The sequence below is a fragment of the Colwellia sp. SU-HH01172 genome, assembly GCF_057553355.1.
The window spans coordinates 566,768-580,177 of record NZ_BAAJMB010000001.1; the positions used below are offsets into that span (position 1 = coordinate 566,768).

The window sequence follows — 13,410 nt, forward strand, 5'->3', positions numbered from 1 at the left end:
GTAATTTAGAAAGATAATAAAAATAACATTCTAGCTATAGTGAAATGACATGTTAAATGTGGTTTTACAGGAGCCATTGTGAAAAAAAGTCCGAATGACGCTAAAGAATACCAAGCTATAACATTAGAGAACGGCTTACGAGTATTACTAGTTCATAATCCTGATAGTAATAAGTCTGCCGCTGCTTTAGCTGTTAATACCGGGCACTTTGACGACCCAGAACATCGACAAGGTTTAGCACACTTTTTAGAACACATGCTATTTCTTGGTACCGAAAAGTACCCTGACGGTAGTGAATATCAAAAGTTTATCAATGAGCACGGTGGTAGCAATAACGCTTGGACGGCCACTGAACATACTTGTTTTTTCTTTGATATTGGCCAACAACATTTTGCTGGCGCAATTGAACGCTTTGGTGAATTTTTTACTGCTCCCTTACTTTCTGCAGAGTTTGTTAATAAAGAGCGTAAGAATATTGACGCTGAGTTCAAACTCAAACTTAAAGATGACATTCGTCGCTTGTATGACGTTCATAAAGAAACCATTAATCAACAACACCCTTTCGCCAAATTCTCCGTTGGTAGCAGTGAAACCTTAGCCGATAAACCCGGCTATAATTTACGTGATGAAGTTCAAAATTTCTTTGAAAAAAATTACCAAGCTCATTGGATGACCTTAGTTTTAGAAGGGCCACAATCATTTTCACAGTTAGAAAGTTTCGCTGAAAATCATTTTGCCAAAGTAAAATCCAATGGTATCGCTAAGCCGCCGATAAAGCAGCCACTCTATCAGGTCGAACATCAACAAAAATGGATAAAAGTATGCTCGGTAAAAAATGATAAGCAATTGATCATTAGCTTTGCCATGCCGAGTATCGACCAATATTACCGCCATAAGCCTGAAGCTATTCTCGCCTATTTAATTGGCCATGAAGGCCCAGGTAGTATTTTATCACTATTAAAAAGTAAGCAATGGGCGTTAGCGCTAACCGCAGGCTCAGGGATAAATGGTTCAAATTTCAAAGATTTTAATATTAATATTTCGCTATCTGATCTTGGTGAAAAACACATAAACTCGATAGTCAGTATCGTGTTTTCTTATTTAGCGTTGTTAAAACAAACACCGTTGAATAAGCAATATTACCGAGAGAAAAAAGCACTTGCTGAATTATCTTTTTCCTATCAAGAAAAGCTGTCACCACTAGACTCTGTCAGCCAGCTGGTTATTAATATGCAGCATTATCCGGAACAAGACTACATTTTCGGTGATTATGTTATGGATGGCTTAAATGCGACAGTACTTAATAAGTTGCTTGATTATATGGTCGCAGCGAATGTCCGTATTATCACCTTGAGTCCTGAAATTGATGAAGCAGATCCGCAGATCAGTCAATGGTATCAAGTACCTTACACTGTTAACGACATTTTACCTGAGCAAATTAGCAACTGGCAAAGTGCAGGCAAAGTAGCAGAACTGTCGTTACCCACTGAAAATAATTATATCGTCGCACAACCAAAGCTTATTGCTTATCAACACAAGCAAGATGATCCGCTATCGCCACCAGAAAATATCTATCAACAAGATGGTTTAAATGTTTGGTTTAAACATGACATTAGCTTTAATACTCCTAAAGGTTATATTTACCTATTAATAGACGCACCTAAGGTCATTGAAAGTGCAGAAAACATTGCCATGACGCGTCTCTTCATTGATATCTATAGCGATGCCGTTGTCGAAGAGCACTATGATGCAGAGTTAGCTGGCATTCACTATCACTTATATTCTCACCAGGGAGGCATGACATTACAATTATCAGGTATTAGCAGCAAACAAGAGCAGTTGTTGCCCTTACTATTAGCTAACTTATTAAGTTGTGATTTTTGCCAAGAAAAGTTTGAGTTATTTAAACAACAGCTCATCGGCCATTGGAAAAATGGTGAAAGCAGTAAATCAATTTCACAGCTATTTGCTGCCCTGAGTTCAGCAATGCAGCCTAAAAGCCCAAGCAGTAAAACTCTTATTTCAGCACTAGAAAAAATAACTTTTCAACACTTTAAACACTTTATTCAGCAATTATTTAAAGATGTTGCGATAGAAGCACTAATTCATGGTAATTGGGTAAAGAGTTCAGCTGAAAGTATGATTAATAGCATTAAGCAAGAATTTGGCAAATATTTATCACAAGACAACCAAGTAAAAATCCCTTGCCTTGATCTAAAAGATCAACAACAAATAACTATGCCAATAAATTTGCCTGAGCATGACCATGCCGCCGTACTTTATTACCCGATGCCGAACAAAGACTTACAAACAGTCGCGTTAACTATGCTGACCAATCAATTGCTATCGCCTATTTTCTTCCAAGAAATGCGTACTGAAAAGCAATACGGTTATTTAGTTGGGGTCGGTTTTATTCCGATAAATCGTTATCCCGGCATTGCCTTTTATATTCAGTCACCTCATACCGATGCAGCGGCATTAACAGAAGCGATGAATGACTTTATTAGTAGAATTAATGATTACATTAAAAACTTGCCAAAAGAGCACTGGCAACACCTACAACTAGGTCTTGCCGGCCAATTACAGGAAAAAGATACAAATTTAAGGATCAAAAGTCAGCGCTACTGGGCGGCAATTTGCAACAATGAAGCATCCTTCACTCAGAAGCAGCAATTAATTGAAATAATTAAAAGTCTTTCAATAACAGATATCTCAACATTTGTTCAAAACCACTTCACCGGTGCAACGACAGATGACCGCTTATCGCTATTAAGTTATGACAATGACAGCCAGTTATCAGAAATGGCAAAAAGCTCATCAACCAATGGCAACAGTGAATTTCTGTTAAAAAAATGCCAAAGAAAATACTAACATTGCCGATAAAGTGATAAATGTCACTGATTCAATACTGGTATTTAGCCGCAACATAACGGGCGCTAGTGATTGACTTAACTCCCAGCATCATTTTTAATGGGGTGTGACATCCAAAAAAAACAAAAATATCTGGCATATCTGTTAAATGTTCTTAATACGGATGTGGAGTTCACTACCATAAGGTTACATTAGTGCTTTTATCTTTTTTCAAAAATAAAATACTTTCCAAGTTTTTAATTTTTCATACATTTTTTTTATGCTCAGTGGCATTATCTCTATTTAATCATGCTTATGCCTTTTCTAATAATGTTAATCAGATACCACTTAAATTTGAACGCTTATCAATTGCTGAAGGATTATCTCAAAGCTACGTTTATGATATTACTCAAGATAAAAACGGTTTTATTTGGATAGCAACGCAAGACGGCTTAAACCGTTATGACGGTAAAAACTTTGTTTATTACCGCCATAACAGTGCTGACAAAAACTCCATTGCTGATAACTTCATTCGTAAGCTTTTTATCGACAAAGATAATATTCTCTGGGTCGGCACAAATGAGGGCTTAAGCCGTTACAATGAATCGCTCGATAATTTTGATAATTTCCTCCATCAAGATAATGATAACAATTCACTAAAAGACAATGAAATTTGGGATATTTACCAAGATCAACAAAATAATATATGGGTATCCAGCAAAGAAGGGTTACATAAATTTGATTCAGAAAATGACAACTTCAATCGTATTCGCTTTCGCGGCTATGAAGACGCACTAAAAGAAATTAAAACCATCTTTCAAGATAAAAAAGGTAATTATTGGTTAGGTACATATGACAAAGGCATATTTTTAACCAATAGTACAATGTCTTCTGTTGTATCCTTAAATAATCAAAACAAGTGGAACCTTAAACTCAATGCAAGTGCGCTTTACGACTTAAAGTTCATTGATAACCAATATTGGTTAGGTACCAACAACGGCCTTTTTATTATTTCGCAGGATTATGACATCGTTAAGCACTATGAGGAAAATAGTGCTGATATGAGTTTAAATATACTTTCAAATAAAGTTCGCTCGCTAGAACAAATTAATGATTCGGCGATTTGGTTAGGAACACTAAATGGCTTGAACAGTATTAATACTTTGACAGGGGAAGTTAGCTCATATCAGTCCACAGCTCATAAAAATGCATTATCTTTCAATTTAGTTCTAAAAGTATTTAAGGATAAGGCACAAAAAGTATGGCTAGGTACTAATGGTGGAGGAATAAGTACGTACAACCAACTTCAGTTGAGAATAAGCCATGGTTTATTTAACTATGAAAACCCTGGGCAAGCTGTATACGCATTCGCAGAAACATCAGATGGTACGACATGGTTTACTACCGACGATGGTAAACTTAATAAAATCGATAGCAATGGGCATATTAGTCAAGCAAATATAAGAAACAATAAGCCTATTTCACATTTACTCGTAGATAGAAATGACAACTTTTGGTTGAAAACTGAGCCTGCCACCCCTTCAGAACCAGGTAGTTTATATTATTATCAACCAGTTACAGAGGAATTGAACTTACATTCTGAATGGGAAATCAAATCAACCCATAATGATTTTAGTAATTTGATTCTAGCTGATGGAAAAATGTGGTTTATCAACGAAAAGAAAATATTGACGTCATTCGACTTAAAATCAAGCCAACTCAAAGAGCACTCACAAGATATACTAAATAGCTTTACCGCTATTGAGTACGACAACAATGGCAAAATTTGGTTATCGACACCAGAAAATAAAATTTTATACTACACAATATCAACAAACGAGTTTTCTAACGTTATCTCTAACATCCCTAAAGATTTGCAATTTGGAAGTATTTCAAATATCGGCTTGTCTCAAAATTGGATTTGGTTTGGTTCGCGTGGACAGGGAATTGCTCTTTACAATAAAAAATCAAAATTAATTTCTATTATTAATGAGAGTAACCTCCTTAGTAATAATTTTATAGCTGATATCATTATAGATAATCAGGAAAATGCTTGGATTTCAACCAATAGGGGCATTAATATAATAAACCCCAACACAAAAGCCGTAAAATCATTTAATAAAGATTTATTAATCGATACAAATGAATTCATTAGTGATAGCGCCATATTAACCTCAAACGATACCATTTACTTTGGCGGAATCAATGGCTTCCATTCATTTATACCAAGAAATTTATTGAAGATTAAGCAAAGCATTTCCTCTCCATACCTAACGAGTATTTTAATTGCTAATAAGGAAGTAGGCATTTCAAATTTCGTATCAAATAAAAACAAAGAAACATTTACTCTAAATAAAGCACCTAACTCTCTTGACCTATTGAATTTGAGCCATGACCAATCTCCATTTAGCATTGAATTTGTAACTCCAAATGTCAACTTGATTAGTCATTTAAAGTACCGATACCGATTAACTGGTTTAGAGGATGATTGGATAGATGCAGGTAAGAATAATTTACGTGCTACCTATACAAATTTGAGCCCTGGTGATTATACTTTTGAAGTCCAGGCCTATGATTTACAAAGCAAACAAGAAAGCGAAATTAAAAGTCTCAATATTGCGATTATGCCACCTTGGTGGCTATCTCGAAGTGCAATTTTAGTTTACAGCCTTTTCACGCTTTTAGTCATCGCCTATATTCTTCAACAAGTACGTCATAAGCGCCTATACCACTTACAAATAAAATTAAGCGAAGAACGTTTAAAGTTATCGCTATGGGGCAGTGGCGACGAAATGTGGGATTGGAATATTAAGAAAGGCAAAATATATCGTTCTAATATTTGGGGAATTTTGGAGTTCCCGCAAGATGGCAAGCGCAATGTTGGCGCCGATCAAACCAATATCCACCAGCAAGATATTCCCAGAGTAAGAGAAGCACTAAATCAGCACTTCGAAGATAGTAGCCAGCACTTTGAAGCAACCTATCGTGTCAAAGACAAAGATGATAAATGGATTTGGGTGCTCGATCGCGGCAAAATTGTTGAGCGTGATGAAAAAAACAAACCCTCGCGTATGACGGGAACGTTAAAAGATATCAGCCAAATCAAACGTGCCGATGAGCGTCTAAAATTGTTTGCCAAGTGTATAGAAAACATTTCAGACGCGATTGTTATTTATGATCGTCAATTTACTGTCGTTGATGTAAATAAAGCCTTTCAACGCATTACCGGTAAAACTAAATTACAAATGCGTGGCAGCTTCCTTAAATTTGAACAATATCCAGAAAGCTTTAATCAAAATGTTAAAAGACATTTGATCACCAAGGGTAGCTGGCATGGCGAAATAGAAAGTATTAGAGACAATGGTGAGCTTTATTTAACCGATTTGAACATAGATATCATTAAAGATGAAACTGGTAATATTTCACACTTTGTTGGTGTTTTTTCAGATATAACAAAACGCAAACAAACTGAAGCAGAATTAAGAAAGCTGGCTAACTCTGATACTTTGACCGGACTTCCTAATCGTTCATATTTTCAAGCCAACCAACAACGTTTAGTAAAAAATAAAATCCCTCATGCCCTTTTAGTTTTTGATTTAGATAACTTCAAAAAAGTCAATGACTCACTAGGTCATGAAGTAGGTGATGTTTTGCTATGTAAGGTTGCGGAACGTATTAGAAGCTTAGGTAGAAACCAAGATAGTGTCTACCGGCTCGGTGGCGATGAATTCAGTTTAATTGTCGAAAATACCAATGATATTCATACAATTACATCAATAGCAAAACAAGTTTTAGACTCGATTGCATTACCGTTAAAACTCAAGAGTCAAGAAATTGTATTATATAGCAGTATTGGTATTGTGCTTTATCCTGAGGACGGTGTCAGCCCACAAGAGTTATTAAAAAATGCTGATACGGCGATGTATCATGCAAAAAATTCTGGCGGCAATAAATATCAATTTTTCAGCGATTCGATGAATAAAACCGCCGTTAAACGCTTACAAATTGAAAGCCTTATTCGACATGGCCTAAAAGAAGATTTTTTCTCGGTTTTTTACCAACCGAAAATTGAAATAGCGACGGGCAAAATTGCCGGTATGGAAGCCCTAGTGCGCTTTGAGACTCCAAGTAAAGGCATTATCAGTCCGGTAGTATTTATTCCGGTTTCAGAAGAAACGGGGCAAATAATTGATATTGGTGAAATTGTCTTGCGTAAAGCCTGTTTTGCCACCAAAAAATGGGTTGATGCTGGACTGTTTGAAGGACGCATTGCCGTTAACTTATCCGCGGTTCAATTTACACAACCTAATTTAGTTGCCATGATCGCCAGCACATTAAAAGAAAGCGAGTTACCAGCAAAATACCTAGAGCTTGAGATCACCGAAGGTACCGTAATGGACTCACCACAAAAAGCCATTGATACCATGCTACAAATTCGTGCCATGGGTATTCATTTATCACTCGATGACTTCGGTACCGGTTATTCGTCTTTGGCCTATTTAAAGAAATTTCCGCTCAACACTTTAAAAATTGATAAGGCCTTTGTTGATGATATAGAGACCTCGGAGCAAGGTCGAAATATGGTGGCAACCATTGTCACTATTGCCCATAACTTAGGCATGGAGGTTGTCGCAGAAGGGGTTGAAACTAATCAGCAGCTGAGCTTTCTATCTGGGCTGCGCTGCGAACAACTTCAAGGCTACCTTTATAGTAAACCGTTACCCGAGAACGACTTTCAAAAATATTTACTGTCCTTTCAAATCACCAATAAATCCACCTCATTTGGTAAAAACACCATCTAATCACCAGTGTCGATTTTATGACACAAAAATATAATGATAAATACTAGGTTTAAAGCCTTATAAACAAAGGCTTTAAACATATGGCACAATTTTCGCTTTATTCTTGTTGAATTTAAAACAATAACATTAACAAGGAAATAACATGCTTAGTTCACTAATTTTATCTTTAGCAATGTCTGCTACTCCAACAGTAACAGCTGATACAAACACTCTCGTTACCGAAGAAAGCGGTACAAAGCGCAGTCAAGTCCGAATAGGAACAAAACGCAGCCAGGTTAGAATTGACAGCCAAGAATTGACTATTGAAGAGATTGGTACAAAGCGCAGCCAAGTTCGTATAGGAACAAAACGCAGCCAGGTTAGAATTAACAGCCAAGAATTATCTATTGAAGAGATTGGCACAAAACGCAGCCAAGTTCGCATCGGTACAAAACGTAGCCAAGTTCGCATCTAGGAGGCACTATGATTAATTTAATTAAATCTTTATTTATTAATGATGCAAAAGAAAATGCTATTGCAGCAAGTATCGAAATTAAAGAGATGCCTGCGAGTACGTGGTGGAATTAAGCTCTATAAATCGCTTTAAGAGCTTGAAAAGAGAGATGGATACTTCGCTACAAGGAAGTTAGCGTTTTTATATTACAGCGCCACACAGCCTGTAAAATGCAAGGAAAGCTAAATTGTCTAAGCAGAAAAAAATAAGCAATCAAAACCAAAACGCTGATAGGTCTTTACGCGTTTCTTCATACAGAACATCGGCCATACCAGCGGGCCAAATACTAATCCAGCAGTTGCCCATCGCTTAGCGCCTAAGCCGTTACTCATTGCTTGGCAATAAAAAAATACAGAAAATACCACAGAAAATATTGCTATAAGTGACAAAACCACACTTTACCTACTTCGAAAAATTATCATGAAAAAATATAACGACGACTAAACGCGCAAATTCTAGCAACATTAGAGTATTTATTCAAAACATTTTCTTCAAAAATCAGCTTTTAAAACACAAAAAAGAGGCAACTAATTGCCCCTTTAAGATACGATTACTTTCCTACTCTACGGCAAACACATGCCGTACAGACCTCTTGCGTTAACAGTAATAACTTTCACCTTGTTCGGCCAATTTCACTAAGGCATCACATGGTGCGAATCGTTCACCAAACTCAGCTTGCCATTGGGTTAATTTACTCACCAAAGTTGCAGCACCAATTTTGTCGATATAATTGAACGGGCCACCTAGGAATGGTGGGAAACCAATGCCAAATATGGCTCCAATATCGCCATCACGAGCATTGCGAATTATGTCTTCATCAAGACAACGCGCGGCTTCATTAAGCATCATGTAAACACAGCGTTCAACTTGTGCCTCAGAAACTGATTTATTGCTCGCTTGTAATCCAAGCAAGGTATAAACGCTTTCATCAACCAACTTCTTTTTGCTCTTAGTATTATATTGATAGAAACCTTTCTTAACTTTCTTACCTAAACGGCCGTCATCAATCAGTTTTGAAAAAGCAGCTGGAGGTGCAAAGCGCTCACCTAGTTCAGCCTGCAAAATTGGACCTATTTTAGAGCCAACATCAATGCCAACTTCATCTAACAATTGCATAGGCCCCACAGGGAAACCAAATTTCACCATAGCTTTATCAAGCGCTTCAATTGAACAACCTTCAAGTAGCAACATGGCTGCTTCATTCATGTACGGCGCTAAAATACGATTCACATAAAAACCGGCTTTGTCTTTCACAACAATCGGTGTTTTTCCTTGCTTCTTAGCAAAGGCTACGGTTGTTGAAATAGTTTGATCTGAGGTTTTATCATGAGCAATAATTTCTGCCAACGGCATTTTGTCAACCGGAGAAAAGTAATGTAAGCCAATAACATTTTCTGGTCGTTGCGCTTTTTCAGCAATTTGTCCGATCGGTAAGCTTGAAGTATTGCTGGCAAAAATTGTGCTTTCTTTACAATGACTTTCAATATCTGCCACCATATTTTGTTTTAACGTTAAATCTTCAAATACCGCTTCAACGGCAATATCAACATTACTAAAGCCGTTAAACTCGGTAGTGCCCGTTATGTTTGCCAGTTGATTTTGCATTTCACTATGGCGCATAAAACGACGTTTAACTTTTTTGTTCAATAAGTCATAACCATATTTCAATGCATGGCTAATACCTTGCTGTGAAATATCTTTAATGCGCACGGGTAATTTGGCTTTGGTTGCCGTAACAAAAGCAATACCACCGCCCATCAAACCGCCACCAAGTACCGCAACATTATCGATGGTAGCTGGCTCAACACCTTCAACGCCCTGCTCTTTTTTCATATCAGTCGTTGCAAAGAATATTTGTCTAAGCTGAGCAGAAACATCACTCATCACTAATTGACCAAAGTGCTCTGCTTCGACTTGGTAGCCTTTCGAAGGTGCTTGTTCAGCACCAGTACGAATACAGTCAATAATTTTAAGAGGGGCAGGATAATTACCTTTAGTTTTACCTAGCACCATTTTAGTTGCTTGGCTAAACAAAATACCACGGCCTAAACGGTTGCCCTCGAGCATCTTATCCATAAAAGATAATTTACGTGCTTTAGGTTTTACTTTACCTGAAAGTGCCAGTTTTTCAGCAGTTGCAATTAAAATGCTATTAGGTACCACATCGTTAACTAAACCGGCTTTTAATGCTTGTTTAGCACGTAACTGTTTACCAGTTAGCATCATGTCCAATGACTTTTGTATACCTACGAGTTTCGGAAGACGCTGCGTACCGCCACCGCCAGGTAATAAACCCAATTGTACTTCTGGTAAGCCTAAAGCAGTTTTTCCACTGTCACTACATACCCGGCCATGACAGGCCATCGCTAGCTCTAAACCACCGCCTAAACAGGCGCCATGTACAGCAGCAACAACCGGAATTGATAAATTTTCTAATTGATCGAAAATCATTTGCCCTTGGCGAGATAGCGCTGTGGCTTCTGCTGCCGAAGTACATTTCGCGAGCATATGAACGTCAGCGCCAGCAACAAAAGAGTCTGCTTTGCCGCTCACCAATACGAGGCCTTTTATTGCCTTGTCTTCACGAATTTCTTTTAATATTGTGGCAATTTCTTCAGCAAACTCAGCTTTTAAAGTATTCATGGAGTCGCCTTTAACGTCCATGATCAAATGTGCGATGCCATTTTCTTGACGTGCCAAACTAAAGGTACTTGTGTTCTCTTGCATTGTTACATCAGTCATTAGTCTGTCTCCACAATCATAGCTGCGCCTAAGCCACCGGCCGCACAAGCCGTTGTTAAGCCTGTACCACCACCACGGCGATTTAATTCATTTAATGTTTGTACAATTAAACGCGTACCGGTTGCCGCAAATGGGTGACCATATGCCAACGAACCGCCCATCACGTTAAACTTGTCCATATCAATTTCACCAATGGCTTTATCTTGTCCAAGGTGTGTTTGCGCAAATTTATTACTACCAAACATTTTTACGTTCGCCAGTGCTTGCGCTGCAAATGCTTCATGCATTTCAATTAAGTCTAAATCAGCTAAGTTCATACCAGCACGTTTTAAGGCGATAGGTGAAGCAAAACTTGGCCCCATCAACATGTCTTCCCAGACATCAATTGCGGCAAAGCCATAGCTGCGAATATAGCCTAACGGTTTATAACCTAATTCTTTTGCTCGTCCTTCACGCATTAATAAAATAGCGGAAGCACCATCGGTTAATGGCGTACTAGTTGCGGCAGTTACTGTACCGTGTTTACGGTCAAACACTGGGCGTAATTTCGCGTAACTTGCTAACTCTGAATTTTCACGAATACAATTATCTTTTGAAATAAACGATTTATAAGGTTCGCTGTGTGCGGTCATCACCTCGCCATCTAAGTTACCAGCTTGCCAATTTTTCGTCGCAAGAGTATGAGAGCGATGAGCTAATGCATCTTGTTCTTCACGAGTAATACCATGAGTTTTTGCCATTTGCTCAGCGGTTTGTCCCATAGACAATCCCGTAGAATACTCAGCAACTGCTGGCGGCACCGGCAAAATATCTTTAAAGCTTAATTTGCGAATTAATGACATTTTTGCGCCGAAAGAGCGTGCTTTACTTAAATCGAGTAAGGTGCGGGCAAACTTCTTAGAAACACCAATAGGAGCAACAGATGATGAGTCAGCACCACCGGCGACACCAACATCAACAAAACCGGCCATAATAGATTCAACAACATTCACTGTTGATTGGAAACTTGTCGCACAGGCTCTTGAAACGCTGTAAGCATCAGTATGAACATTCATGCCAGTACCTAGCACTATTTCACGGGCAATATTTGGTGCTTCAGGCATTTGCACAACTTGGCCAAAGATGAGCTGGTCAATAATTTGCGGGTCAACATCATGCTTTTTCAGCAACTCGTTTACCACAATTTTACCTAAATCTACGGCTGGGACACCATGAAAAGCCGTTGCTTGCTTAGCAAACGGTGTACGTAAACCAGCAACAACTGCAATACGCTCCCCACTTCCTGTTATTAGTTTTGATTTTGTCATTTTTGTTTCCATTTTGTTGCAATACTCAAGAGGTCAGACCTCTTTGGTTTTATAATAATTCTAACGACATATTAAAATAATTCAATGATTAGCTATCAAAATTTAAACAAAATATTTCCAAGCGCTTAAAAACCTAAAGAAATTTCTTTAGAATTAACTTAATACGGTTGTTTTTTTTCACATGAACCTTATATCAATTAGAAGGTCTGACCCACTAACGTTAAATTTATAAACAATAAGAATATTGAATTATGGCTATTGAACACTTTTCCTCTTTGCAAGAACATTTAACTTCTCAAATTATCGGACAACCGGCATTAGTAGAAAATTTACTTATTGCCTTGCTGGCCAATGGCCACTTAATTGTAGAAGGTCCTCCTGGCTTAGCAAAGACTCGTGCCGTCAATGCCTTAGCAGAAGGACTAGAAGCTGACTTTCACCGTGTTCAATTTACCCCTGACTTGTTGCCAGCGGATTTAACTGGTACCGATATTTATCGCCCAGAAGATGGTAGTTTTGTTTTTCAATCAGGACCATTATTTCGCAACTTAGTGCTCGCCGACGAAATCAACCGAGCGCCCGCTAAAGTGCAATCAGCCCTTTTAGAAGCCATGGCGGAAGGCCAAATAACCGTCGGTAGAAAAACCTATCCGCTGCCTGAGTTATTTTTAGTGATGGCAACACAAAACCCATTGGAGCAAGAAGGCACATACCCGCTGCCCGAAGCCCAGCTAGACCGCTTTTTAATGCACCTTGAAATTGATTATCCAGATGCCACAGCGGAACTAGAAATTTTAAAGTTAAACCGGGGTGAAGCACTAAAAATAGAAAAGCCGGCAGTAAAAGAAATCAGCCAAAGCGATATTTTTGCTGCGCGTAAAGCAGTGATGCAAATTCATATGGCGCCCGCTGTCGAAAACTATATTGTTGATTTAATCATGGCGACTCGTACGCCAGAAAAATATGACGATAAACTCAAACAATGGTTAGCATATGGTGCTAGTCCACGTGCCACTATCGCACTTGACCGCTGTGCTCGTGCTCGCGCTTGGTTAAACAACCGCGACTTCGTTAGCCCAGAAGACGTACAAGCAGTATTTCATAATGTCTTACGTCATAGAATATTGATGACTTATCAAGCAGAAGCAGAAGGTATTAGCAGTAACCAATTGCTTGACCGTTTACTTAGTTTAGTTGCTGTTGCTTAATGCGTTAT

At 38.2% G+C, this 13,410-nt stretch carries 7 protein-coding genes; 4 read left to right on the forward strand and 3 right to left on the reverse strand.

What is annotated here, in order from left to right; all coding sequences use genetic code 11:
• The first annotated feature begins 78 nt into the window (after positions 1-78).
• The 3 genes from AC27JP_RS02545 (at position 79) to AC27JP_RS02555 (ending at position 8,106) form a co-directional block, all read left to right on the forward strand.
• The gene (locus AC27JP_RS02545) at positions 79-2,871 is read left to right on the forward strand and encodes an insulinase family protein (protein ID WP_487111869.1); all 2,793 of its coding nucleotides are present in this window, start codon (positions 79-81) and stop codon (positions 2,869-2,871) included.
• Positions 2,872-3,137: 266 nt separating this feature from the next.
• A complete protein-coding gene (locus AC27JP_RS02550; protein ID WP_487111870.1) occupies positions 3,138-7,652 on the forward strand; it encodes an EAL domain-containing protein in 4,515 nt (1,504 codons plus the stop codon).
• Positions 7,653-7,794: 142 nt separating this feature from the next.
• On the forward strand, positions 7,795-8,106 hold the full coding sequence (locus AC27JP_RS02555) for a hypothetical protein (protein WP_487111871.1): 312 nt from the start codon (positions 7,795-7,797) through the stop codon (positions 8,104-8,106).
• Between the two features lie 230 nt (positions 8,107-8,336).
• On the opposite strand, the gene AC27JP_RS02560 is transcribed toward AC27JP_RS02555, so the two are convergent.
• The 3 genes from AC27JP_RS02560 to fadI all read right to left on the reverse strand — a co-directional run bounded on the left by AC27JP_RS02560 (position 8,337) and on the right by fadI (position 12,194).
• Positions 8,337-8,534, reverse strand: a complete 198-nt coding sequence (locus AC27JP_RS02560) for a hypothetical protein (RefSeq protein WP_487111872.1) — start codon at positions 8,532-8,534, stop codon at positions 8,337-8,339.
• A 208-nt stretch (positions 8,535-8,742) separates the two neighbouring features.
• Positions 8,743-10,887, reverse strand: coding sequence for a fatty acid oxidation complex subunit alpha FadJ (gene fadJ, locus AC27JP_RS02565; protein WP_487111873.1), 2,145 nt, complete (start codon positions 10,885-10,887; stop codon positions 8,743-8,745).
• A complete protein-coding gene (fadI, locus tag AC27JP_RS02570) occupies positions 10,887-12,194 on the reverse strand; it encodes an acetyl-CoA C-acyltransferase FadI (RefSeq protein ID WP_487111874.1) in 1,308 nt (435 codons plus the stop codon). The genes fadJ and fadI overlap by 1 nt, the downstream gene beginning before the upstream one ends.
• A 251-nt stretch (positions 12,195-12,445) precedes the next feature.
• Here fadI and AC27JP_RS02575 point away from each other — a divergent pair, with 251 nt between their 5' ends.
• Positions 12,446-13,402 (forward strand): AAA family ATPase, encoded by a 957-nt coding sequence (locus tag AC27JP_RS02575; protein ID WP_487111875.1) that lies wholly within the window; start codon positions 12,446-12,448, stop codon positions 13,400-13,402.
• The last annotated feature ends 8 nt before the right edge of the window (positions 13,403-13,410 follow it).

Excerpts from the sequence above, each read along its gene's own strand:
- AC27JP_RS02555 (WP_487111871.1), top strand. The coding sequence starts at position 7,795 with ATGCTTAGTTCACTAATTTTATCTTTAGCAATGTCTGCTACTCCAACA.
- fadJ (WP_487111873.1), bottom strand. The coding sequence starts at position 10,887 with ATGACTGATGTAACAATGCAAGAGAACACAAGTACCTTTAGTTTGGCA.
- fadI (WP_487111874.1), bottom strand. The coding sequence starts at position 12,194 with ATGACAAAATCAAAACTAATAACAGGAAGTGGGGAGCGTATTGCAGTT.
- AC27JP_RS02575 (WP_487111875.1), top strand. The coding sequence starts at position 12,446 with ATGGCTATTGAACACTTTTCCTCTTTGCAAGAACATTTAACTTCTCAA.